General features: G+C 44.4%; 28 protein-coding genes and 3 pseudogenes. 27 read left to right on the top strand and 4 right to left on the bottom strand.

Going from position 1 to position 21,625, the window contains the following annotated elements; all coding sequences use genetic code 11:
• Positions 1-128 precede the first annotated feature (128 nt).
• From CK1_RS16095 to CK1_RS16085, 3 genes are all read left to right on the top strand, one after another.
• Positions 129-407 carry an autorepressor SdpR family transcription factor gene (locus CK1_RS16095; RefSeq protein ID WP_015527197.1) on the top strand — a complete coding sequence of 93 codons (279 nt, stop codon included), beginning with the start codon at positions 129-131 and terminating at the stop codon, positions 405-407.
• Positions 394-1,053 (top strand): SdpI family protein, encoded by a 660-nt coding sequence (locus tag CK1_RS16090; RefSeq protein WP_242981968.1) that lies wholly within the window; start codon positions 394-396, stop codon positions 1,051-1,053. The genes CK1_RS16095 and CK1_RS16090 overlap by 14 nt, the downstream gene beginning before the upstream one ends.
• Positions 1,054-1,208: 155 nt before the next feature.
• A complete protein-coding gene (locus CK1_RS16085) occupies positions 1,209-1,640 on the top strand; it encodes a hypothetical protein (RefSeq protein WP_015527195.1) in 432 nt (143 codons plus the stop codon).
• 35 nt (positions 1,641-1,675) lie between these two features.
• Here the strand turns inward: CK1_RS16085 and CK1_RS16080 are convergent, their stop codons facing one another.
• Entirely contained in the window at positions 1,676-2,392 is a 717-nt protein-coding gene (locus CK1_RS16080; RefSeq protein WP_306289000.1) for an IS630 family transposase, read from the bottom strand.
• 21 nt (positions 2,393-2,413) lie between these two features.
• A complete protein-coding gene (locus tag CK1_RS16075) occupies positions 2,414-2,611 on the bottom strand; it encodes a hypothetical protein (RefSeq protein ID WP_021650727.1) in 198 nt (65 codons plus the stop codon).
• Between the two features lie 90 nt (positions 2,612-2,701).
• Between CK1_RS16075 and CK1_RS16070 the strand changes: the two genes are divergently transcribed.
• From CK1_RS16070 to CK1_RS16000, 16 genes and pseudogenes are all read left to right on the top strand, one after another.
• The gene (locus CK1_RS16070; protein WP_306288999.1) at positions 2,702-3,199 is read left to right on the top strand and encodes a DUF2201 family putative metallopeptidase; all 498 of its coding nucleotides are present in this window, start codon (positions 2,702-2,704) and stop codon (positions 3,197-3,199) included.
• The gene (locus CK1_RS18590) at positions 3,096-3,986 is read left to right on the top strand and encodes a vWA domain-containing protein (RefSeq protein WP_353611263.1); all 891 of its coding nucleotides are present in this window, start codon (positions 3,096-3,098) and stop codon (positions 3,984-3,986) included. Before CK1_RS16070 ends, CK1_RS18590 begins: the two co-directional genes overlap by 104 nt.
• The gene (locus CK1_RS16060; protein ID WP_015527193.1) at positions 3,983-5,533 is read left to right on the top strand and encodes an AAA family ATPase; all 1,551 of its coding nucleotides are present in this window, start codon (positions 3,983-3,985) and stop codon (positions 5,531-5,533) included. Before CK1_RS18590 ends, CK1_RS16060 begins: the two co-directional genes overlap by 4 nt.
• Before the next feature lie 95 nt (positions 5,534-5,628).
• Entirely contained in the window at positions 5,629-6,501 is an 873-nt protein-coding gene (locus tag CK1_RS16055; RefSeq protein ID WP_015527192.1) for a phosphoribosylaminoimidazolesuccinocarboxamide synthase, read from the top strand.
• Positions 6,494-7,399, top strand: coding sequence for a class B sortase (gene srtB / locus CK1_RS16050; RefSeq protein WP_306288998.1), 906 nt, complete (start codon positions 6,494-6,496; stop codon positions 7,397-7,399). Before CK1_RS16055 ends, srtB begins: the two co-directional genes overlap by 8 nt.
• A 127-nt stretch (positions 7,400-7,526) precedes the next feature.
• A complete protein-coding gene (locus CK1_RS16045) occupies positions 7,527-8,249 on the top strand; it encodes an NAD-dependent protein deacylase (protein WP_015527191.1) in 723 nt (240 codons plus the stop codon).
• 49 nt (positions 8,250-8,298) lie between these two features.
• Positions 8,299-8,478, top strand: a pseudogene (locus tag CK1_RS16040) (DUF951 domain-containing protein); the annotation flags it as partial.
• Positions 8,479-8,606: 128 nt separating this feature from the next.
• Complete coding sequence (rpsF, locus tag CK1_RS16035; RefSeq protein WP_015527189.1) at positions 8,607-8,894, top strand: 30S ribosomal protein S6; 288 nt, start codon at positions 8,607-8,609, stop codon at positions 8,892-8,894.
• A 74-nt stretch (positions 8,895-8,968) separates the two neighbouring features.
• On the top strand, positions 8,969-9,427 hold the full coding sequence (locus CK1_RS16030) for a single-stranded DNA-binding protein (RefSeq protein ID WP_015527188.1): 459 nt from the start codon (positions 8,969-8,971) through the stop codon (positions 9,425-9,427).
• A gap of 48 nt (positions 9,428-9,475) precedes the next feature.
• Positions 9,476-9,738, top strand: a pseudogene (rpsR, locus tag CK1_RS16025) (30S ribosomal protein S18).
• A 172-nt stretch (positions 9,739-9,910) separates the two neighbouring features.
• On the top strand, positions 9,911-10,321 hold the full coding sequence (locus tag CK1_RS18585) for a hypothetical protein (RefSeq protein ID WP_015527186.1): 411 nt from the start codon (positions 9,911-9,913) through the stop codon (positions 10,319-10,321).
• 16 nt (positions 10,322-10,337) lie between these two features.
• Positions 10,338-11,957, top strand: coding sequence for a DHH family phosphoesterase (locus CK1_RS16020; RefSeq protein WP_015527185.1), 1,620 nt, complete (start codon positions 10,338-10,340; stop codon positions 11,955-11,957).
• A 2-nt stretch (positions 11,958-11,959) separates the two neighbouring features.
• Positions 11,960-12,406 carry a 50S ribosomal protein L9 gene (rplI, locus tag CK1_RS16015; RefSeq protein ID WP_015527184.1) on the top strand — a complete coding sequence of 149 codons (447 nt, stop codon included), beginning with the start codon at positions 11,960-11,962 and terminating at the stop codon, positions 12,404-12,406.
• 3 nt (positions 12,407-12,409) lie between these two features.
• Positions 12,410-13,738 carry a replicative DNA helicase gene (gene dnaB, locus CK1_RS16010; protein ID WP_015527183.1) on the top strand — a complete coding sequence of 443 codons (1,329 nt, stop codon included), beginning with the start codon at positions 12,410-12,412 and terminating at the stop codon, positions 13,736-13,738.
• Between the two features lie 226 nt (positions 13,739-13,964).
• Positions 13,965-14,384 (top strand): MerR family transcriptional regulator, encoded by a 420-nt coding sequence (locus tag CK1_RS18940; protein WP_015527182.1) that lies wholly within the window; start codon positions 13,965-13,967, stop codon positions 14,382-14,384.
• The gene (locus CK1_RS16000) at positions 14,372-14,530 is read left to right on the top strand and encodes a hypothetical protein (protein WP_015527181.1); all 159 of its coding nucleotides are present in this window, start codon (positions 14,372-14,374) and stop codon (positions 14,528-14,530) included. Before CK1_RS18940 ends, CK1_RS16000 begins: the two co-directional genes overlap by 13 nt.
• A gap of 46 nt (positions 14,531-14,576) precedes the next feature.
• Here CK1_RS16000 and fdxA read toward each other — a convergent pair whose 3' ends face one another.
• Positions 14,577-14,747, bottom strand: a complete 171-nt coding sequence (gene fdxA / locus CK1_RS15995; RefSeq protein WP_015527180.1) for a 4Fe-4S ferredoxin — start codon at positions 14,745-14,747, stop codon at positions 14,577-14,579.
• A gap of 208 nt (positions 14,748-14,955) precedes the next feature.
• Between fdxA and CK1_RS15990 the strand changes: the two genes are divergently transcribed.
• Positions 14,956-15,156 carry a DUF1858 domain-containing protein gene (locus tag CK1_RS15990; RefSeq protein ID WP_015527179.1) on the top strand — a complete coding sequence of 67 codons (201 nt, stop codon included), beginning with the start codon at positions 14,956-14,958 and terminating at the stop codon, positions 15,154-15,156.
• A 106-nt stretch (positions 15,157-15,262) separates the two neighbouring features.
• Here CK1_RS15990 and CK1_RS15985 read toward each other — a convergent pair whose 3' ends face one another.
• Positions 15,263-16,030 carry an adaptor protein MecA gene (locus CK1_RS15985; protein ID WP_015527178.1) on the bottom strand — a complete coding sequence of 256 codons (768 nt, stop codon included), beginning with the start codon at positions 16,028-16,030 and terminating at the stop codon, positions 15,263-15,265.
• Positions 16,031-16,815: 785 nt separating this feature from the next.
• On the opposite strand from CK1_RS15985, the gene CK1_RS18575 reads away from it, so the two are divergent.
• The 7 genes and pseudogenes from CK1_RS18575 to CK1_RS18565 all read left to right on the top strand — a co-directional run bounded on the left by CK1_RS18575 (position 16,816) and on the right by CK1_RS18565 (position 21,607).
• Complete coding sequence (locus tag CK1_RS18575; RefSeq protein WP_015527175.1) at positions 16,816-17,487, top strand: SH3 domain-containing protein; 672 nt, start codon at positions 16,816-16,818, stop codon at positions 17,485-17,487.
• Between the two features lie 5 nt (positions 17,488-17,492).
• Entirely contained in the window at positions 17,493-18,491 is a 999-nt protein-coding gene (locus CK1_RS18570) for a glycosyl hydrolase family 18 protein (RefSeq protein WP_353611187.1), read from the top strand.
• Between the two features lie 112 nt (positions 18,492-18,603).
• Positions 18,604-19,295, top strand: a pseudogene (locus CK1_RS15970) (N-acetylmuramoyl-L-alanine amidase).
• A gap of 69 nt (positions 19,296-19,364) precedes the next feature.
• The gene (locus tag CK1_RS15965) at positions 19,365-19,664 is read left to right on the top strand and encodes a hypothetical protein (RefSeq protein WP_015527173.1); all 300 of its coding nucleotides are present in this window, start codon (positions 19,365-19,367) and stop codon (positions 19,662-19,664) included.
• Between the two features lie 84 nt (positions 19,665-19,748).
• Positions 19,749-20,228, top strand: coding sequence for a DUF2298 domain-containing protein (locus tag CK1_RS15960; RefSeq protein WP_306288996.1), 480 nt, complete (start codon positions 19,749-19,751; stop codon positions 20,226-20,228).
• Positions 20,229-20,284: 56 nt separating this feature from the next.
• A complete protein-coding gene (locus CK1_RS15955; RefSeq protein ID WP_306288995.1) occupies positions 20,285-21,361 on the top strand; it encodes a hypothetical protein in 1,077 nt (358 codons plus the stop codon).
• Positions 21,362-21,412: 51 nt separating this feature from the next.
• Positions 21,413-21,607 (top strand): hypothetical protein, encoded by a 195-nt coding sequence (locus tag CK1_RS18565; RefSeq protein WP_353611186.1) that lies wholly within the window; start codon positions 21,413-21,415, stop codon positions 21,605-21,607.
• Positions 21,608-21,625: the final 18 nt, after the last annotated feature.

Raw genomic sequence — 21,625 nt, 5'->3', positions numbered from 1 at the left:
TTTTTATAGATGACAAATGTAAGTATTTAGAAAAAAATCTAAATACTTATTGACTGGGAAATCTGAAAATGATATATTCTATTTAGAAATATTTCTAAATACCATCCAAAAGGAGGAAGACATACACGATGGCGTTTGCGGAAACCTTCAAGGCACTTTCGGATCCTGTGCGGAGAGAAATCCTGCAGCTTCTGAAAAACGGGAAAATGTCAGCCGGTGAGATCGGAGGACATTTTGACATGACAGGCGCAACCATATCCTATCATCTGAAAATTTTGAAGAAAGCAGATCTTGTGTGGGAGACGAAGGTGAAGAATTTCGTGTATTACGAACTGAATACTACAGTTGTAGAGGAGCTGCTTCTGTGGCTCAGTGATCTGAAAGGGGGAAAGAATGATGAAAGGTGAAGAAAGAAAAGAGTTTCTGAAGGAATATAAAATGTCTCTGATCTCCGGGAGTATCCTTACGGTCTCACCGTCACTGGCAGGGATCCTGCTGTGGAACCGTCTGCCGGAGAAGATCGCAACACATTTTGATCAGCATAATCTGGCCAACGGCTGGAGCAGCAAGCCGATGGCAGTTTTTGGAATTCCGTTTCTGCTTTTGCTGATCCATCTGTTTTGCGTGTTTTTTACAGCCAATGATCCAAAGAGAAAAAATATCAACAGGCGTATTTTTACCATGGTCCTGTGGCTGGTTCCGGTGGTGTCTGTGATCACCTGCATGTCAATCTATGGTCTTGCTCTGGGTATGGACATTGATATAGGTGTGATCGTGAATATCATGGTGGGGATCATGTTTATCATTCTCGGAAATTACGTTCATAAGGTGAAACAGAATTATACAGTGGGAATGAAGCTTCCCTGGACCTTGAACAGCGAAGAGAACTGGAACCGTACCAACCGTATGACAGGCTGGATACTGATCCTGTCAGGGCTGCTTTTTCTTATGAACTCGCTGCTTCTGAAAACGGAAATTGTTTTTGCGGTAATTTTGCTGGTCATCCTTGTGCCAATGATCTATTCATTTATTCTTTATAAAAAGGGAATCTGAGAAAAATCTTCAGACCGTCATTGTCGTAAAAAGGCAATGGCGGTTTCTTTTTTATCAAAAAATAATGTTCAAACAAAGCGGTACGTGATATGATAATGTCATACAAAAGCATTTCCTCGAACACTATAAACAGACAGCAGACAGGAGGGATCATTATGACAGAATTAAGCCGTTTTCAAAAAGATGTGGAAGTTGCTGCCACTGCTCTTGAAATGCGGGCAGAGAACGAGGATGCCAAAGAAGAGGCCATTCATCTTTACCGGAAATTCGGAAGTACCAAGCAGGAGCCGCTGCGGCTGGCAGTTGCCCTGCGGGGATATTTTCTGGAGGAAGGTGTGGAGGAAGAGGAACGCGCGCATTATGGAGCATATCTTAAGAAAAGGATCCGTCCGGCTGTGGAACGCCTGATCCTGGAAGATGACTGGGAAAAGATCGAGAAGCTTTATGAGAACGAATGGTTTGGGGAACAGGAGCTGGAGGTGTTCCTGAAACTGGCTGAAGAGTGGAGGAGACCTGCAGCGCTGATGGGACTTCTCCATTTGAAAAAAGCAAATTATGGATTTAAAGAGAAGGAATTTGAATTGTAAATAAATCTGGTGAAAAACTATAGCAATCCAATAAATTATTGCACATAATTACACGAATGAAACCACCCTATGCAGTCCTTTGGACGAATTGTTAAAAATCCTTTTGAAATAGCTGATGGTAATTCCGATGCAATCCGTATCTTTTCTTTCCTTAAAAATGCTTTGAGTTTTGACCACATCTTTTCAATCGGATTCAGATCCGGACTATACGGGGGTAAATACAGATAGGTTACTTTTGAGCTGTCCAGTAGCTGTTTCACCACTTTTGCATGATGGGAACGCATATTATCCATAACGATAATGTCTGCTTCTGAAAGCGTCGGCAGCAACTTTGTTTTCAGGTATTCTGCAAACCGCTCTGCAGTAGTTCCTCCCTGATAGACTGTATAGGCACAGTCTCCATTCAGACGTATGGAAGAAAGAACGGTTGTATTGCAGGGCGTGTTGAGTGGAGTTTTATCTACTGCTCTCCGGTTTTTCCATGCTCTGGCATAATGTCGCGTCATATTGATGTTTACTCCGCTTTCGTCCAGAAAGACCAGATGATTTATGTCTCTCTCCGACATATGTTTTTCCAGTTTCTGCGTTTTTCCCTGACATCGGGGACGCTCCTGCTCTGAGGTATGAAGAGATTTTTTCTTGTAAGAATACCCGAGTTTAATAACTGCCTTGCGGACTGTTTCATTACAAACATGCAGACCAAGTTTATCGATGATTTCATCAATTGTGATATCTGGTTCCTGCTGAACCACCCGGTCAATATTTTGGATATCTTACGGTGTCAGGGCATGTTTACGTCCTCTCTGTGATGTTCTTGTTTTTACAGAACCTGTTTCACGCATTTGTTTTTCCAGGCGGTAAACAGTACTGGTATTCACAGAAAAACACTCTGGGATTTCTTTTGCATTGTGCGTTTTATTCCAAGCTTCAATAAGTAGTTTACGTGTTTCATCATGTAATATAATAATCACCTCTTGACTCTATCATAGTCCTGTTGTCAAGAGTGTGCAGTATTTTTTTGGAGTGCTATAGTTTGATCAGAAGGACAGGAGGCGGATTCGGTGGACCGGAATCAGGAAGAACTGGGAATACATATCCTGGAAAATGTGAGGAACGAACTGTACTACTATTTTCCATATCTGGACGGTGCTTTTGCCTGCATTTCCGGGAAGGGTTCGGAAGAGACCAGAACCATTGGAACAGACGGAGAGTTCTTCCTTTTTTCTCCGGAATATCTGCTGGAACTTTATGTGAAAAAGCCGGAGGCAGTGCGACGAGGGTATTTGCATATGTTGCTGCACTGCCTGTATCTGCATCTTTTTCGGGAAAATCAGGAAGACAGACGTTTATGGAACCTAGCCTGTGATATTGCGGTGGAACAGATCATTTCCAGAGAAAAGATCCCGGTTCTGGAGACAGGTGGAAATGAAAAAAATCCGGAAAAAAGTTTTCCATATGCTTGGAAACGGCGCGGATTCCGCAGAAAAGATCTGCCAGAAACTGAAAGATCAGGTATTTCCATTTCGATTGGAAGAGATGGAAGAAGCGTTCCATTTTGATGATCACTCACTATGGGATGCCTGCACAGGAGAAAAAGGAAAAAGAACAAAGGAAAAATGGAACAAGCTTCTTTCCTATACTGCCGCAAACCGTCAGGATCACCGGAAACGGCGGGGAAGTCAGAAAGGGGACCAGAAGGAAGAGGCAGGAACGGTAAGATCCGGAAGATACGATTACAAAAAATTTCTCCGTCAGTTTTCTGTGCTGCGGGAAGAGGTGGAGCTGGATACGGAAAGCTTTGATTATATTTTTTATATTTACGGGATGGAGCATTATGGAAATCTTCCGCTGATCGAGCCGCTGGAATATAAGGAAGTGAACCGTCTGGAGGAGCTGGTGATCGCCATTGATACTTCCGGCTCCTGTGATGGAGAGACTGTGCGGAGATTCCTTGGAGAAACGTATTCCATTCTCAGTGAAAAAGAGAATTTTTTCCATAAAATGAAGGTGTACCTGATCCAGTGTGACTGCTGTATCCAGGATGTTAAGGTGATCCATTCCGAGGAAGAATGGAAGGAATACAGCAAAAATATCACCATACAGGGCCGGGGCGGAACAGATTTCCGGCCGGTGTTCCGGTATGTGAAGGAGCAGCAGGAGAAAAAAGAAATCCGCAGTCTTAAGGCTCTGATCTATTTTACAGACGGGGATGGGATATATCCCGGAAGCAAACCGGATTATGAAACGGCCTTTGTATTTTTACATAAAACAGAAAAAATGGAGCTTGTTCCGCCCTGGGCGATCCGGCTTGTGGCAGAACAGGAAGGAGTGCGTTACAGAACATGAACATAAAAGAGGCAAAAGAAGAGATCAAACATACCTTACTGGCTTACAACCGGAAGGATGCAGCCGGACGCTACACATTTCCCAAACTCCGGCAGCGTCCCGTCCTGCTTATGGGGCCTCCCGGAATCGGGAAAACAGCGATCATGGAGCAGGTGGCAGAGGAATGTAATGTAGGTCTGGTAGCCTATACCATTACCCATCATACAAGACAGAGTGCGGTAGGACTGCCAAGGATCGTGACCCGGTGCTACAACGGAAAAGAGGTCAGCATCACAGAGTATACCTTAAGCGAGATCATTGCTTCTGTGTATGATTGTATGGAACGTACCGGAAAGAAGGAGGGAATCCTGTTTATCGATGAGATCAACTGTGTCTCCGAGACACTTGCGCCTACCATGCTGCAGTTCCTTCAGAACAAGACCTTCGGAAGCCACAGTGTGCCGGAAGGATGGCTGATCGCGGCAGCAGGAAATCCTCCGGAATATAATAAATCGGTCCGGGAGTTTGATATTGTAACACTGGACCGTGTGCGGAGGATGGATATCGAGGCAGATCTTGAGGTGTGGATGGAGTATGCCTGGAAAAAGGAGATCCACGGATCGATCCTGGCTTATCTCGGCCTGAAAAAGGATCATTTTTATTCTGTGGAGAATACAGTGGACGGGAAATTCTTCGTGACAGCAAGAGGCTGGGAAGACCTGTCTGAGATCCTGAAGGCTTATGAGGAACTGGGCGTGGAGATCACGGAGAATCTGATCGGGGAGTATTTATGCAGAGAGGAGATCGCAAGAAGCTTTTTTGCCAGCTATCAGCTGTACCGGAAGTACGGAGAGGACTATGGCCTGGAACGCCTGCTTTCCGGAGAAATGCCGGAGGAGGAACAGCAGAAAAAGGTAAAAATGGCGAAGGATGCTTCCTTTGAGGAACGCTTCCTTGTGACAGGGATTCTGCTTGACGGTCTGAACGGAAGTTTTCTGACCTATGAGAAGATGGATGGTGAGACAGGTGCTGTTTATCAGGAACTTCTGCATCTGAAAGCTTTTCTTCAGGATAAAAAGGACATGACAGCGCTGGATGAATTTACAGATATGAAGAAGAAAAGTCTGGCTGTCCGTCTGGAGGCGGAGCTTCTTACCGCAGATCAGCAGACTACGGAAGAGCTAGTGATCCGCACTCTGGAGGAATTCAGCCTTACTATCCGAAAGGAGCATATCACAGAAACAGAGGCTGGCTTTGAACGGATCCGGCAGCTGTTTACGGAAATGGCGGAGAAGAGAAAGGCCTGTGCGAAAAAGATCAACGGGGAGCTGGAACAGGCATTTACATTTATGAAGGAATGCTTCGGGGACGGACAGGAAACGGTGCTTTTTGTCACCGGATTGACCAGGAACAGCCATGCGGCGGCCTTTATCCGGGAGTATGGCTGTGATCCTTATTTTGCCTGCAGTGAGAAGCTTCTTTACCGGAAACAGGAGAAAAAAGCTTCAGGAGGAATGTGCATCACTATTAGAAATATGAATGATCCCTTAACGAATACTTATGACTGAAAGGGGCCTGACATCTTGACAGGAGGGCTTGTGAGGTGATACGGTAACGGTGTCGAAAACAAAAATCAAATAACCGAATGATGAGGTGTGAGAACATGCAGGAATTAAAACCAATCAAAGAAGGTAAAGTACGTGAGATCTATGACAATGGAGACAGTCTGATCATGGTTGCAACAGACCGTATCAGCTGCTTTGACGTAATTCTGAATAACGAAGTTACAAAGAAAGGTGCTGTACTGACCCAGATGTCCAAATTCTGGTTTGACATGACTGAGGACATTCTTCCGAACCACATGATCTCTGTAGATACCAAGGATATGCCGGAGTTTTTCCAGCAGGAGAAATTCGAAGGAAAATCCATGATGTGCCGTAAACTGAACATGCTGCCGATCGAGTGTATCGTACGTGGATACATCACAGGAAGCGGCTGGGCAAGCTACAAGGAGAACGGCACTGTATGCGGCATCAAGCTTCCGGAGGGCCTGAAGGAATCTGACAAGCTGCCTGAGCCGATCTACACACCATCTACCAAGGCTGAGATCGGTGATCACGATGAGAATATTTCCTTTGAGCAGAGTATCGATCATCTTGAGAAATACTTCCCAGGAAAAGGACGCGAGTATGCAGAAAAGCTTCGTGACAACACCATTGCTCTTTACAAAAAATGTGCAGAGTATGCACTCAGCAAGGGAATCATCATTGCAGATACAAAATTCGAGTTTGGTCTTGATGAGGACGGAAACATGGTCATCGGTGATGAGATGCTGACACCGGACAGCTCCCGTTTCTGGCCGGCAGAAGGCTATGAACCAGGACATGGTCAGCCATCCTTTGACAAACAGTTTGCACGTGACTGGCTGAAAGCCAATCCGGACAACGACTGGACACTTCCGCAGGAGATCGTTGACAAGACTATTGAGAAATATCTCCAGGCATACAAAATGCTTACAGGAAAAGAACTTGCCTGAAAATAACAGCAGCTTTGAAATAGAACATACCTTACAAGCCGCTTCGGATGCCCATTCCGAGGCGGCTTCTTTCTGTATAAAACAGGACAAAAACAAAACGGTTGCAAGAAAACGGAGGGATATTTATAATAAATACAGAAACCAGATGATCCTGACAGATTTAAAGGAGTGTGATTATGAGCAGGAAAAACAAGGTGAAAAAGAAAAAACAGTTGGAGATCATATTCTGACGATCGTTCTGATCGTGGCAATCTGTATTTTCTGTTATGCAGCTTTTAACCTTTATCATATTTATACAGAATATAAAAAAGGAACCGATGAATATAACAGCATTTCCGAAATGGCAGTGACAGAACGTGATCCGGACCAGGTGGAAGAGATAGATCAGCCAGATGAACAGCCTGTAGCACCTGTGAGCATTGATTTTGATTCTCTCAGGAGTATCAATGAGGATGTGATCGGCTGGATCTATATGGAAGCATTGCCTGAGATCAGTTATCCGGTGGTACAGGGAGAGGATAATAATTTTTATCTGCACCAGACATATGAGAAAAATTATAATTTTGCGGGAACGATCTTTATTGATTATGAGAACAAAAGAGATTTCAGCGATTGTAATACCCTGGTGTACGGACACAACATGAAGAATGGTTCCATGTTTGGAATGCTGAAAAAGTACAGAGCTGATGAGACGCTTTATAATACCAGCAAATATTTCTGGATCCTCACACCGGAAAAAGATTACCGGTATGAGATCATTGCAGCGTATACGACTTCTGTAAACAGCGATACGTATACCTTATTTAAAGGACCTGGCAAAGAGTTTCTGGAATATGAGAAAAAATGTTCCAGAATTCGGAGATCAGAACAGATGCCACTGCAAGTGAAGCCAATGTGAAGGATAAGATCGTTACATTATCAACCTGTACCGGTAATCAGGCAACACGTTTTGTGGTACAGGGAAAAAGAGTGAATGCGGTGAACCCACAGTAGAGCTTTTGCGGATAAGTTTGGGAGGAAATGATATGGGAAATGAGATAGAAAAATTACAAAAGATCATTGATGAGAGCAGAAATATTGTATTTTTCGGCGGTGCAGGTGTTTCAACAGAAAGCGGAATCCCGGATTTTCGAAGCCAGGACGGACTGTATAACCAGAAATATGATTACCCGCCGGAGACGATCTTAAGCCATACATTTTTTATGCGAAAACCTGAGGAATTCTTTAAATTTTACAGAGATAAGATGCTTTGTGATACTGCAAAACCGAATGCGGCACATCTTAAGCTGGCGGAGATGGAGCAAACAGGAAAGTTGAAGGCTGTGATCACTCAGAATATCGATAATCTTCACCAGATGGCAGGAAGTAAAAAGGTCCTGGAGCTTCACGGAAGCGTTTACCGAAATCATTGTGTGAAATGCGGGAAATCCTATGATTTTAAATATATGAAGGAATCGAAAGGTGTTCCGCGGTGCAGCTGCGGTGGCATGATCAAGCCGGATGTGGTCCTTTATGAGGAAGGGCTGGATGACTATACGATCCAGGAATCAGTAAGAGTGATCTCAGAGGCGGAGGTGCTGATCATTGGGGGAACTTCTCTGGCGGTATATCCGGCAGCAGGCCTGATCGATTATTTCCGGGGAAATCATCTGGTGGTGATCAATAAGGCACCGACACCGAGGGATAAATATGCGGATCTTCTTATTAAAGAACCGATCGGGCAGGTGTTTTCTCAGATAAGAGTTTGAAAATATGGGAACCTGGGATGATCTGCAAATTAAAAATGAGGAGTATCAAATGGGATTAAATTATGAAGTTGGAGATATTGTCACACTGAAGAAGGCTCATCCCTGTGGCAGTAAAGAATGGGAGATCCTTCGCGTAGGAGCGGATTTCCGCCTGAAATGCAAGGGCTGTGGACATCAGATCATGGTGGCACGTAAGCTGGTTGAGAAAAATACACGAGATTTGAAAAAATTGAAAAAATTAAATTTATGCTTTACATCACAGGAGAGATGTGCTAGAATTAACAATCGTGATATATTTCATATCCTTGCTCTTTGACAGGCAAAGGGCCAAAAGACCATAAGGAGGTTAAGACAAGCATGAACAAGTACGAGTTAGCATTAGTTGTGAGCGCTAAGCTTGAGGACGAAGCACGTGACGCTGTAGTTGAGAAAGCAAAAGGCTACATCACACGTTACAACGGCGTGATCACAGAAGTTGAAGAATGGGGTAAGAAGAAATTAGCTTACGAGATTCAGAAAATGCATGAAGGCTTCTACTATTTTATTCAGTTTGAAGCAGATTCTCAGTGCCCGGCGGAGATCGAGAGACATGTCCGCATCATGGACAATGTATTAAGATACCTGGTTGTCAAGAAAGAGGCATAATTTTTGCAGCGGATTTTTCGAAAACACCATTAAGAACCTGTTCAGTTAAGTGAAATCATAAGAGAGGTAGAACGATGAACAAAGTAATATTAATGGGACGCTTGACAAGAGATCCTGAGGTAAGATATTCCGCAGGAGAAAATGCCCTGGCAATCGCCAGATATACACTGGCAGTTGATCGCAGATTCCGTCGTGACGGAGAGGCAAGTGCTGATTTTATCAGCTGTGTTTCTTTCGGACGTACAGCAGAATTTGCGGAAAAGTATTTCAGACAGGGACTGAAAATTGCAGTTACGGGACGTATCCAGACAGGAAGCTATACGAACCGTGAGGGACAGAAGGTTTATACGACAGAGGTTGTTGTTGAGGATCAGGAATTTGCTGAGAGCAAAGCATCAAGCGACAGCTATGCAGCAGCTCATCCGAGAACAGAGGCAGCACCTGCAACGTCTATGCCGAGTCCGAGCGCAGCAAGCGCCGACGGCTTCATGAACATTCCAGATGGAATTGATGAGGAGCTGCCGTTCAATTAGAACATCTGATCAAGACAGATGAGACGAATAAGATAGGAGGAAACAATCATGGCTTACAATAGAGGCGAGAGACCAGATTCTCCGATGAAGAGAAGAGGCGGACGCAGAAGAAAAAAGTTTGTGTATTCTGCGGTAAAGAGAATAACGAGATCGATTACAAGGATGTAGCAAAGTTAAGAAAGTATGTTTCCGAGAGAGGTAAAATTCTCCCGAGAAGAATTACAGGTAACTGTGCGAAACATCAGAGAGCACTGACAGTTGCTGTTAAGAGAGCACGTCATATGTCCCTGATGCCATACGTTCAGGACTAATTCTGATCTTATACGGGGTCGTTGCGAAACAGATGAGCAGTCATCTGGAGGCAGCGGCCCTGTTTTTTTATGAGCAAAACAGATTTTATCATTGCTATGGAATTATAATAAGGAATCTGGTATAATGTTAAATAACTTGTGGGTTAAATTACATTAAGAACAGGAAAAAGCAATGAACAACAAAGTTAAATTCAAGGGGCCTATGAAACACTTCATGCGCTGGCCGCTGTACCTTTCGGTCCTGGTCGTGCTGCTGGACCTGCTGGTGTTTATTGTAAGTGTAAAGGCCGGAATTCTGGTGTCTGTAGGTACTGTGATCTATATTTTTATCGCAGTACAGCTTTTTCGATATCACAAACCGCTGATCATCAATGATATGATCGCATTTGCCAATCAGTATGATGTGGTAGAAAAGCGGATGCTGGAAGAGCTGGCGCTTCCTTATGCCATTATGGATATGGAAGGCCGCATGATCTGGTCCAACCGTATTTTTTCAGAGATCACGGGGAGAGATCAGTTTTATAAAAAATATCAGCACAGTTTTCCCGGATATTACTCCGGACAAGCTTCCTGTAGCCGATGAACCGGAAATTTCCGAGATGAGTATACATTTCGGGGATCGGATCTATCGGGTTTCCATGCAGCGGGTGACTATGGGGGAAGTAGTCAGCCATGCGGATATTCTGGAGAATATGTCCCAGAATGTCAGTCTGATCGCCATGTATCTTTATGATGAAACAGAGCTTAAGGAATACATCCAGAAAAATGAGGATAACAAGCTTGTTGTAGCACTGGCGTATCTGGATAATTATGAAGAAGCACTGGAGAGCGTGGAGGATGTGAGAAGATCTCTGCTTATCGCACTGATCGACCGAAAGATCACCAAGTATTTTTCCAACTTTGACGGCCTTGTGAAGAAACTGGAGAAAGATAAATATCTTCTGATCATGCGCCAGAGTTCACTGGAAACACTGAAGGAACAGCGTTTTCATATCCTGGATGAGGTTAAGACGGTTAACATCGGAAATGAAATGGCTGTGACATTAAGTATCGGAATCGGTCTGAATGCTTCTACGTATATCCAGAATTACGAATATGCCAGAATTGCCATTGAGATGGCACTGGGCCGTGGCGGTGATCAGGTAGTGATCAAAAATGAAAATAATATTACCTACATTGGCGGCAAGGCACAGCAGATGGAGAAATCAACCCGAGTGAAGGCACGAGTGAAGGCTCAGGCTCTGAAGGAATTTATGAGCACCAAGGATCGAGTGGTGGTTATGGGACACAAGATCACAGATGTGGATGCTCTGGGAGCCGGGATCGGTATTTACCGTGCCGGTAAGACTCTTGGTAAGCCGGTGCATATTGTGATCAATGATCCGACCACATCCATTCGGCCGCTGATGAGTGGATTTATGGAGAATCCGGATTATGAGCCGTCCATGTTTGTGGACAGTAATCAGGCCAAAGAACTGGTGGATAACAATACGGTAGTAATTGTGGTGGATACCAACAAGCCAAGCTATACCGAATGCCAGGATCTTCTCTATATGACAAAGACCATTGTGGTATTGGATCATCACCGCCGCGGCAGCGAGGTGATCCAGAATGCAGTTCTGTCCTATGTGGAGCCATATGCATCCTCAAGCTGCGAGATGATCGCAGAGATCCTGCAGTATTTTGCAGACGGGCTGAAGCTTCGAAGTATTGAGGCGGACTGTATTTATGCGGGTATCATGATCGATACCAACAACTTTACAACAAGAGCGGGTGTGCGTACCTTTGAGGCAGCAGCATTCCTGCGCAGATGCGGAGCAGATGTGACACGTGTACGTAAGATGCTCCGGGATAATATTGATTCCTATAAGGCGAGAGCGGAGGCAGTTCGTACTGCGGAGATCTACAGAGATTATTTTGCCATTGCAAGATGTCCGAGTGAAGGTCTGGAAAGTCCTACCGTTGTAGGAGCACAGGCGGCCAATGAGCTGCTCAATATCGCAGGAGTCAAGGCATCTTTTGTTCTTACCAGCTATAATAATGAGGTTTACATCAGTGCCAGAGCCATTGATGAAGTGAATGTACAGGTCATGATGGAACGGATGGGCGGCGGCGGACATCTGAATATTGCCGGTGCACAGGTGAAAGACACCATGGATGAGACCGAAAGAATGCTGAAAGAAATTATAGACCAGTTATATCAGGAAGGGGACAAATAGAAATGAAAGTAATTCTTCTGGAAGATGTTAAATCCCTGGGTAAAAAGGGACAGATCGTAAATGTAAGTGACGGATATGCAAGAAACATGATCCTGCCAAAAAAGCTTGGTGTTGAAGCTACATCCAAGAATCTCAATGACCTGAAACTCCGTAAGGCAAATGAAGAAAAGGTTGCACAGGAAAACCTGGACGCTGCCAAGGCATTTGCAGAGGAGCTTTCCACAAAGGAGGTTATCCTTACTCTGAAGGTAGGTGAAGGCGGAAGAACATTCGGTTCTGTATCCTCAAAAGAAATCTCAGAGGCAGCCAAAAAACAGCTGAATCTTGATATCGATAAGAAAAAGCTCCAGCTGGAGAATCCGATCCGTAACCTGGGTGTTACCAATGTTCCGGTACGACTTCATCCGAAGGTAACCGGAAGTCTCAAAGTCTGGGTAAAAGAGGCGTAATCAATGGAAGAAGCACTGATCAAGAGGATTCTGCCTCACAGCATTGAGGCAGAGCAGTCAGTGATCGGATCCATGATCCTGGATCGTGATGCGATCCTGGTGGCTTCCGAGATCCTGACCAGTGATGATTTTTATCAAAAACAATATGGCATCATTTTTGATGCCATGGTGGAGCTCTGTAATGAAGGACAGCCGGTAGATCTGATCACTCTGCAGAATCGTCTCAAGGAGAAAGAGCTTCCGCCGGACATCAGCAGTATGGAATATGTCCGTGATCTGATCGCAGCAGTTCCTACATCAGCCAATGTGAAATACTATGCCAATATCGTAAGCGAAAAGGCAGTTCTCCGTCGGCTGATACGGACTACGGAAGAAGTTGCCAATGCCTGTTATCTGGAAAAGGACAGTACGGAAACCATACTTGAGGAATCCGAGAAAAAGCTGTTTAATATTTTGCAGAGAACAAATGGCAGCGATTATGTGCCGATCCAGCAGGTTGTGTTGAATGCAGTCAGCAATATTGAGAAGGCTTCCAAGCTGAAGGGCTCCGTTACCGGGATTCCGACCGGATTTGTGGATCTGGATTATAAGACTTCCGGTATGCACGCGTCCGATCTTGTACTGATCGCAGCTCGACCTTCCATGGGAAAAACTGCCTTTGTATTGAATATTGCCCAGTATATGGCGTTTCGTAAAGATGTGACCGTGGCTATTTTCAGTCTGGAGATGTCCAAGGAGCAGCTGGTAAACCGTCTTCTTGCTATGGAATCTCACGTGGATTCCCAGAATCTCCGTACCGGAAATCTGAAAGATGAGGACTGGACGAAGCTGGTAGAAGGAGCGGATATTATCGGTGGCTCCAATCTTATTATTGATGATACACCTGGAATCTCCATTGCGGAGCTTCGTTCCAAATGCAGAAAATATAAGCTTGAGCATAATCTGGGGATCATCATGATCGATTATCTTCAGCTGATGAGCGGAAGTGGAAAATCGGATTCCAGACAGCAGGAAATTTCAGATATTTCACGATCGCTGAAAGCGTTGGCAAGAGAGATCGATGTACCGGTAATTGCGTTATCACAGCTTAGCCGTGCAGTGGAACAGAGACCGGATCACAGGCCGATGCTTTCGGATCTTCGAGAGTCCGGAGCTATTGAGCAGGATGCGGATGTGGTCATGTTTATCTATCGAGATGATTATTATCACAAAGATACCGAGAAGAAAGACATTGCGGAAATTATCATAGCCAAGCAGAGAAACGGTCCTATCGGAACTGTGGAGCTGGTATGGCTGCCGAGATATACCCAGTTTGTAAATATGAAAAAATAGAGCCGTGCAGACGGTAAATGAAAGGCTGTCAGGATGAAAGCTTATAGTTATCCTGATGGCCTTTTGTATTTTTGTCTGTGTGATCGTGGAGTTCGGGATGCTATGGATATAGGCAAAGAGTCATATTTGGTAAAATTATGTCAACCGATTATTCTTGCTATTTCCTGATCTCAGGGGTTATACTGTAGACAGCAGCAGTGAATCTCTATATAAGGGGGCGTTCACAATGGAAAAAAGATATACAGTCAGACAGGCCGTAACACTGACCGGAGTGAAATCTTATGTCCTGCGTTACTGGGAGGAAGAACTGGAGCTTCGGATCGGACGCAATGAACTGGGACATCGCTATTATACACCGTTTGATATCCAGCTTTTTCTTAAAATAAATGAGCTGAAAAGTAAAGGACTTCAGTTGAAAGCAATCCGTACACTGATCCCACCGGAGGCAAGAAAGGCAGATACACCGGATTTTTCAGAATCTGGTATCAGGATCCTGGATGGAGAAGCTGTTGAGCTTGAAGATATCCCAATGAAAAAACGGGATCTGAAAAGGAGTTCATGGAAAAAACGGAATCCGGGAATACAGAGAAGTGCGGAGCAGATAACGATAAGATACTGGAGTTTCAGGAAATCATGGAACGCCTGATCCGTGAGGAAATGCAGAGAAAGAAAGAAGGAGAGTACCGGTGTCGTTCTCTGGATGAAGCGATCCGCAGGCAGCAGCAGGCAAGAAGAGAAGCGGCAGCTTCCTGTGAGGGAAAAAGAATAAAAAACAGAAAAGGCTGCCGGTAAACCGGCAGCCTCATTCATTATAGCAGCTTATCAAGCTAATGATGCATTACTCAGCAGAGATAGCACCAACTGGACAGGCCTCAGCGCATGTTCCGCAGTCAACACAAGCGTCTGCGTCGATTACATAATGCTCGTCTCCCTGAGAAATAGCCTCGTTCGGGCACTCACCCTCACATGTTCCACAGCTAACGCACTCGTCAGAAATTACATATGCCATAATTGATATCCTCCTTTTAAATTGTGTATTATATGTATCCCCTACCAGGGATTCTATTCCCATTCTAATATATCTGCATAAAGAATACAAGTATAAATTTATAAACAAAACTGAAAATTCGTAACCCGTTGATTCCATTCCGGATTCGTATTATAATAGCAGAACGGAATGAAAATATTTCGATAAAACAGTAAAGGAGAATACAATCATGGCAAAAGTTACAAAGAGCATGCTGATCGGAGAACTGCTCACTGTAGACCCGAATATCGCACCGATCCTGATGAGAGCAGGAATGCATTGTCTTGGCTGCCCGTCTTCACAGATGGAATCTCTGGAAGAAGCAGCAATGGTCCATGGCCTGGACGCAGATGTCCTCGTAGCTCAGATCAATGATTTTCTTGGTGAGTAATAAACAGAAGCTTTTTTGCTGAAACAAAAGGACCGCTGTCGGGAAATGCAGATCATATGGATCGCATTCCGACAGCGGTTTGTTTGTCTGTAGGATATTTGGTTTGTCAGATATTCAGAAGCTTCTGAAGTGCATGATCAGCGATCAGTGCACAGTGCTCTCTGAGGTAGGCTTCACCGGCTGGTGTGAATGCGCGGCCGATGCCATACTCGGAAAGGATATTGCAGACCTTGTTAAATTCTTCAGGTGTACAGTCTGACTGATGAAGTACCAGCTGATAGACACCGTCTTCTCCTTCACGATAGAGAGTATTATCACCGGTAAAGAAACCATTCATACCATGAGATGCGGCAATAACATCATCCAGCCCCGGGAAAGAGTACAGGCGTATAAGCTTTACAGAACTCTCAGCCGGCTGCTGTGATGCATCCGGAGTTTCTGTTGCCTGAGGGGCGGAAGTTTCCGCCCTTTTTTCTTCCGGTTTCTGTGAAAGATCCTTAAGCTTGGATTCACAGAGCTTCTGGAAGATATCGATGATATTGTCAGCGCCATCGATCTCTACGGTATCGGAAGGTTTGTTGCCCTTGAAGGGTGCAAATTTGGAAAAACGTGTATCCAGTTCTTCAGGATCTTCCACTTTAGTGATAATGAGGATAATACTTTCGGCATTGACAGGAATAGCCTCAATCATCAGAGGAATATTATCTGCTTCAAAACCAAATTGTATCTGTGCCTGCTGCATCATATCACGAAAGAGACGTTTGGCTTTTTCGGTACCGTATGCAAGTTCGCTGATACGGATCTGATGACTGTCCAGATCTTCTTTCGTCAGGGTACAGCGGATCTGATTTTCATTGATTTTTTCTATTTTCATATGATCACATCCTATAGGTAAATAAATTTAATCTTTTACATACTGTATTATATAACAGTTATACACAAGATGTAAAGATGTAGAAACCGGAGAAAAAAGAAAATTTCTGATTCTTTTATAAAAGACTTGCATCTGAAGGGAAATCAGGTATAATGAAAAGCAGAAAAGCTGTCTCCTCCCGGAAGCAAGAAGACAGTAACGATAACTTAAAGTCATATTTTTCTGAAGATAAGGATTCTGTGTGAAATTCATCGGCGAGTCTGTCGGTACACAGAGAAATTTCCCCCATTTTATTATTTATATTTTATTACAAGTATCATCCTAACAGGGAAGTTGCAGCTTTTCGAGAACCATTGCTGGTGTTTTCTGAAAATCTAACCAGGAAAGGAGGTCGGGATACGCCAAATATATCACAGGAAAAAAGAAATCCGCAAAACCCCTTCGAAGGGAGCTGGAGCTTTATCGTGAGAACGGAGTTTCTCTTTATCTCAATGGAGCACCAAGCACTCCGAAAAAAATCGCAAAAGCCTGTCAGATTGCGGAAAACGGGGTCTATATGCGGGATTATACGGAAGATGAAGACGGCCATATCGCCTGTGTAAGCTTTGATCTTATTCGCAAAGAATGACCGTACATAAGAAAAAACGGTTCCCCGGATAACGATCATCCCCTGCACTCATGCATACCATGCGGGGAACCGAAATTCTAAAGAAATTGTGAAAAAATTATTAAAAGTCGATTTTTATAACGAAATGTAGACAAGATATGTTATAATGAAACAAATTATGACATTTTATACCGAAAGGAAAAAACATGATAAAAAACACATACCGGTCCTTGTGGTAGGTCTGCTGATCGTTCTGGTCGCTCTTGCCGGAGGGGCTGTTTACGGGATCAATAAGCTTATACCAAGCAGGAAACAGATGGATCTGACAGAATACTACGGCCAGAATGCAGACGGTGAGGCTGCGTTGATACTTGGAACTGAGAAACTGGAAGAGAAGGCACTTATCTCAGGAGAAGATGTATATCTTCCGCTGGATGTAGTGAACGGATATTTGAATCAGAGATATTACTGGGATAGCGAAAACAAGAAGATACTGTATGCAACACCATCCAGTCTCACAGAGGAAACGGCTTCAGATAAGGCAGACGGAAACGTGTGGCTGAAGGATGACACGGTTTATCTGAAACTGGATTATGTAAAAAAGTATACAGATATCGATTCTTATATAGAGCAGGATCCTGCAAGGGTTGCGATACAGTACAAATTTACCAATGTGGAGACCGTGACCACGAAGAAAGATACCGTGATCCGTTACCGGGGCGGGATCAAGGCGCCGATCCTTTCCAAACTGGCGAAGAATACAGTTCTCCGGCTGATGAATGAAGGAGAGGACTGGGATCAGGTGGCAACCGATGACGGTTACATCGGTTATATTCAGAAGAAAAAGTAAGTGCTGTGGATACAACGGATTATGAAAGGGATTTTAAAACAGAGTCCTATACATATCTTACCATGGATGAGCCGGTGAACCTGGCATGGCACCAGGTTACCAGCACAGATGCAAACAGCTATTTCGCAGATGCGGTACAGAATATGACAGGCGTGAATGTGATCTCTCCAACCTGGTTTTCTGTAACAGATAACTCCGGAAATATTTCAAGTCTTGCATCTGGGGAGTATGTGATGCAGGCACATGAAAAAGGACTGAAGGTATGGGGACTGGTGGATAATTTTAATGAGAACATGAGTACCACAGAAGTTCTTTCAAAAACCAGTTCAAGGCAGAATCTGGAGAATCAGCTGATCACTTATGCACTGAAAGCAGGACTGGATGGAATCAATGTTGATTTTGAATCTTTGAGCGAAGGAGTAGGAATCCATTTCCTTCAGTTTTTAAGAGAACTTTCTATCCAGTGTCACGCCAATAATTTGGTACTGTCTGTAGATAATCCGGTTCCGGAAGATTTTACCAGTCATTATGACCGTGCGGAGCAGGGCAAGGTTGTGGATTATGTGATCATTATGGGCTATGATGAGCATTACGTAGGCTCCGATGCCGGTTCTGTGGCATCTCTGCCATGGGTAGAACAGGGGGTTAAGGATACGCTTTCAGAAGTAGCGGCTCAACGGACGATCCTTGCGATTCCGTTCTACACAAGGCTCTGGAAGACTACAGATGGCGGTGCACTGACAAGTGAGGCCATCGGTATGGATCAGGCACAGCAGACGATCAGTGATAACGGAGCAGAAACATACTGGGACAAGAAGACAAGTCAGAATTATGGAACCTATGAAGGGGACGGTGCCACATACCAGATCTGGCTGGAGGACTCTAAGTCTATTGCGGAAAAGGTTAAACTGATCAAAAAATACAAACTGGCAGGTGTGGCAGAGTGGAAGCTTGGATTCGAGAACAGCGGGATCTGGAGCGTGATCACAGAAAACCTGTCATAAACAGAAGAAAACATTGTGATCTTCACAATGCTAAAAACACTCCCGGCAACATATATTAAAATAAATATGCCGGGGGTGTTTTGTGTTGAAAAAACATTTCATAGAATTGGCAATGGCAGTTCTTATGCTGGTCTGTTTTTATATTCTGTCATGGGAAGCGGCAGAAACTGCAGGCAGACTTATAGATGTATCTGGAAATATAAAAGCAGATCAGGTGATCCTGGTGGATGCCGGTCATGGCGGTGTGGATTCCGGAATGGTGGGAATCGGTGGACTGAAGGAAAAAGGAATCAATCTGGATATTGCCATGAAGCTAAAAACGATCCTGGAAAAAAAGGCCTTGCCGTAGTAATGACCCGGGAAGAAGATAAAGGTCTTTATGAAAATGGTACAAAAAATATGAAAGCACAGGATCTGCAGAATCGTATTGAACAGATCCGGAAATATGAACCGGTGCTTTCTGTGAGTATCCACCAGAACAGCTACAGTGATCCCGGAGTAAAAGGCCCGCAGGTATTTTATTATGAGGATTCGGAAGGCGGAAAAGAACTGGCACTTGCGATCCAGGAAAACATGAACCGGAAGCTTTCCATTGCACGGCCGCGGGTGGCAAAAGGAAACAGAACCTATTATCTTCTGAAGAGAAGTCCGGGTGTGATCAATATCGTAGAATGTGGATTTCTTACAAATCCGGAGGAAGCCGCCCTGCTTCAGACAGAGAAGTATCAGAGAAAGGTAGCAGAGGCTGTGGCTGATGGAATCGTTACATATCTGAAAAAACAGAAGGAAAACGAAAATAATTGAAAAAAATGTGAATAGCCTTTTCATAGGAAGGTGATTCTGCTATACTTTACGTGAATTAAGGAGAATCCTATGCTTGGAATCATTTATCTTATATTATGTATGTTAACAGGAATGGAAATGGCAGGATGTCTGTTTCCGCGTCAAACAACTGAAAGAGGAAACAGGATATGGGTGGTCCTGCCGGCAGCGTTTGGGATGGGAATCCTGATGCTGACCTGGGCAGTCTATATTCTTTCCTGGATGTTCAGCATATGCGCGGGGGCAGAGCATCCTCTTTTTTATGGAAATCTGATCGTATTTCTGGTAGATATCCTGCTGCTTTCGGGAATCTTCCGGTGGAAAAAGAAAAACAGCAAAAAATGTTTGTGATATCTGAACGGATGATCAGCAGAAAATGGATCCTGAAAAAAGAGCTTCTGCTTTTTTGGCATTTTGACGGTTTTTGTGACCTGGATGATGTTTTACGTTTTTCATATGAAAGACGGCATTCTGTACTCCGGCTTTTCGGTATACGGAGATTATGCACCCCACACGGCAATGATGCGATCTTTTTCAAGGGGAAATAATTTTCCTACCCAGTATCCGCATTATGGCGGGCAGGATGTGAAATATCATTTTATGTTCCAGTTCCTTGTGGGAAATCTGGAGTATCTGGGCCTTCGTCTTGATCTGGGATATAATCTGGTAAGCATCCTGTCTCTGGCGGGATTTCTTATGGTGCTTTACGGGATCAGCTACCGGATGTTCAAAAGCTTCTGGGCAGGGGCAGCTGCCATTGTTTTCTTTTTTTTCGCAGCGGAACAGCGCTCTGGCGTTATCTGTGGGAACATCTTCAGGCGAGGGACCTTGTACGGACTCTGGAAGAAAATACGGCGTTTATCGGTTATACTACCAATGAAAACTGGGGATTATGGAATTTCAATGTATATCTGAACCAGCGTCATCTGGCTTTCGGCCTTCTGATGGCAGCTGTAGCGGTATGGATCTTTATGGATTGGGTGGAAGCCGGATGTAGTCACAAGGAGCAGGGCTTTTTGTGGGTCCGTAATCGCTTTTTTACAAAAGAAGCCTGGATCTGCAGAAATGTGGGTACGGCGATCCTTCTGGGGCTGTTTCTGGGATTAACTGCCTTCTGGAACGGGGCTGCGCTGATCGGCGGCCTTCTGATCCTTGCCGGACTGGCAGTGTTTTCTGACGGTAAGCTGGATTATGCGATCTGTGCCGGACTGGCAGTGCTTTTTTCGGAACTGCAGTCGAAGATCTTTGTGTCGGGAAGTGTTATGAGTCCATCCTTTTACTGGGGCTTTCTGGCAGACAATAAAAGCATTTCCGGTGTACTCTGGTATCTGGTGGAGATCAGTGGATTTTTCTTTGTGGGAATGATCGTGGCAGCAGTATTTCTGAAGAGAGGTCAGCGGGCAGTGCTGATGGGCTGTTTGCTTCCAATGGCATTTGCATTTCTGGTATCTCTGACTCCGGACATCAATGTCAATCATAAATATGTGATGATTTCCTATGCCTTTGTGACAGTTTTCTGGGGATGGATCGTAAGATGTGTTTTCCTTGCAGGGAAAAACAGCTGGAAGAAATGGGCCGGTCGCGCAGCGGCAGCGGTCCTTTGTATCTGTCTTAGTGCAACGGGAATCTATGATTACGTGATCATCTTAAGAGACAACGATTCCGCACACAGGATGACTGTAAATATGGAAAGCAGCCTGACGGACTGGCTCAGTGCAAATCTTAAGAAAAATGATCTTCTGCTGACACCGGAATATACCATGAACGAGGTCACTATGTCCGGTGCCATGCTGTATTGCGGATGGCCTTATTATGCATGGTCTGCAGGGTACGATACGGGCTATCGTGCCGGCCAGGCAGTGCTCATGTATACCACGGATGATCCGGAGCTACTGAAAGCTACCGTAAAACAGGAAAAGATCACATATATCCTGTTTGAGGAGGATATGGAATTTGAACAGCAGGAATGTCGTGAGGATATCATCAGGGAGACATATCCACTGGTGTATACCTCAGAGGATGGGAGAATAAGAATCTATGAAACATGACAGCTTATATATCATTATGCCGGCATATAATGAAGAAAAAATATCGGGACCGTGATCGAGCAATGGTATCCGGTAGTGGAGAGGATCGGCGGGGACAGCCGCCTGGTGATCCTGAATGATGGCAGCAAAGATGCGACCTACAAAAAATACAGAATTATCAGAAAAATCATGACCGTCTTATCGGAATCGATAAACCGAATGAAGGACATGGAGGAACAATACTCAGGGGATATCGTTACGCAGTAGAAAAAGGTGCCGATTATA

This window comes from Ruminococcus sp. SR1/5, from assembly GCF_000209835.1.
Lineage (GTDB): Bacteria > Bacillota > Clostridia > Lachnospirales > Lachnospiraceae > Blautia_A > Blautia_A fusiformis.
This window is presented reverse-complemented; position numbering and strand designations above follow the sequence as displayed.

Excerpts from the sequence above, each read along its gene's own strand:
- CK1_RS16095 (WP_015527197.1), top strand. The coding sequence starts at position 129 with ATGGCGTTTGCGGAAACCTTCAAGGCACTTTCGGATCCTGTGCGGAGA.
- CK1_RS16090 (WP_242981968.1), top strand. The coding sequence starts at position 394 with ATGATGAAAGGTGAAGAAAGAAAAGAGTTTCTGAAGGAATATAAAATG.
- CK1_RS16085 (WP_015527195.1), top strand. The coding sequence starts at position 1,209 with ATGACAGAATTAAGCCGTTTTCAAAAAGATGTGGAAGTTGCTGCCACT.
- CK1_RS18590 (WP_353611263.1), top strand. The coding sequence starts at position 3,096 with ATGCTTGGAAACGGCGCGGATTCCGCAGAAAAGATCTGCCAGAAACTG.
- CK1_RS16060 (WP_015527193.1), top strand. The coding sequence starts at position 3,983 with ATGAACATAAAAGAGGCAAAAGAAGAGATCAAACATACCTTACTGGCT.
- CK1_RS16055 (WP_015527192.1), top strand. The coding sequence starts at position 5,629 with ATGCAGGAATTAAAACCAATCAAAGAAGGTAAAGTACGTGAGATCTAT.
- CK1_RS16045 (WP_015527191.1), top strand. The coding sequence starts at position 7,527 with ATGGGAAATGAGATAGAAAAATTACAAAAGATCATTGATGAGAGCAGA.
- rpsF (WP_015527189.1), top strand. The coding sequence starts at position 8,607 with ATGAACAAGTACGAGTTAGCATTAGTTGTGAGCGCTAAGCTTGAGGAC.
- CK1_RS16030 (WP_015527188.1), top strand. The coding sequence starts at position 8,969 with ATGAACAAAGTAATATTAATGGGACGCTTGACAAGAGATCCTGAGGTA.
- CK1_RS18585 (WP_015527186.1), top strand. The coding sequence starts at position 9,911 with ATGAACAACAAAGTTAAATTCAAGGGGCCTATGAAACACTTCATGCGC.
- CK1_RS16020 (WP_015527185.1), top strand. The coding sequence starts at position 10,338 with ATGAGTATACATTTCGGGGATCGGATCTATCGGGTTTCCATGCAGCGG.
- rplI (WP_015527184.1), top strand. The coding sequence starts at position 11,960 with ATGAAAGTAATTCTTCTGGAAGATGTTAAATCCCTGGGTAAAAAGGGA.
- dnaB (WP_015527183.1), top strand. The coding sequence starts at position 12,410 with ATGGAAGAAGCACTGATCAAGAGGATTCTGCCTCACAGCATTGAGGCA.
- CK1_RS18940 (WP_015527182.1), top strand. The coding sequence starts at position 13,965 with ATGGAAAAAAGATATACAGTCAGACAGGCCGTAACACTGACCGGAGTG.
- CK1_RS16000 (WP_015527181.1), top strand. The coding sequence starts at position 14,372 with ATGGAACGCCTGATCCGTGAGGAAATGCAGAGAAAGAAAGAAGGAGAG.
- fdxA (WP_015527180.1), bottom strand. The coding sequence starts at position 14,747 with ATGGCATATGTAATTTCTGACGAGTGCGTTAGCTGTGGAACATGTGAG.
- CK1_RS15990 (WP_015527179.1), top strand. The coding sequence starts at position 14,956 with ATGGCAAAAGTTACAAAGAGCATGCTGATCGGAGAACTGCTCACTGTA.
- CK1_RS15985 (WP_015527178.1), bottom strand. The coding sequence starts at position 16,030 with ATGAAAATAGAAAAAATCAATGAAAATCAGATCCGCTGTACCCTGACG.
- CK1_RS18575 (WP_015527175.1), top strand. The coding sequence starts at position 16,816 with ATGACATTTTATACCGAAAGGAAAAAACATGATAAAAAACACATACCG.
- CK1_RS15965 (WP_015527173.1), top strand. The coding sequence starts at position 19,365 with ATGCTTGGAATCATTTATCTTATATTATGTATGTTAACAGGAATGGAA.
- CK1_RS15960 (WP_306288996.1), top strand. The coding sequence starts at position 19,749 with ATGATGTTTTACGTTTTTCATATGAAAGACGGCATTCTGTACTCCGGC.
- CK1_RS15955 (WP_306288995.1), top strand. The coding sequence starts at position 20,285 with ATGGATTGGGTGGAAGCCGGATGTAGTCACAAGGAGCAGGGCTTTTTG.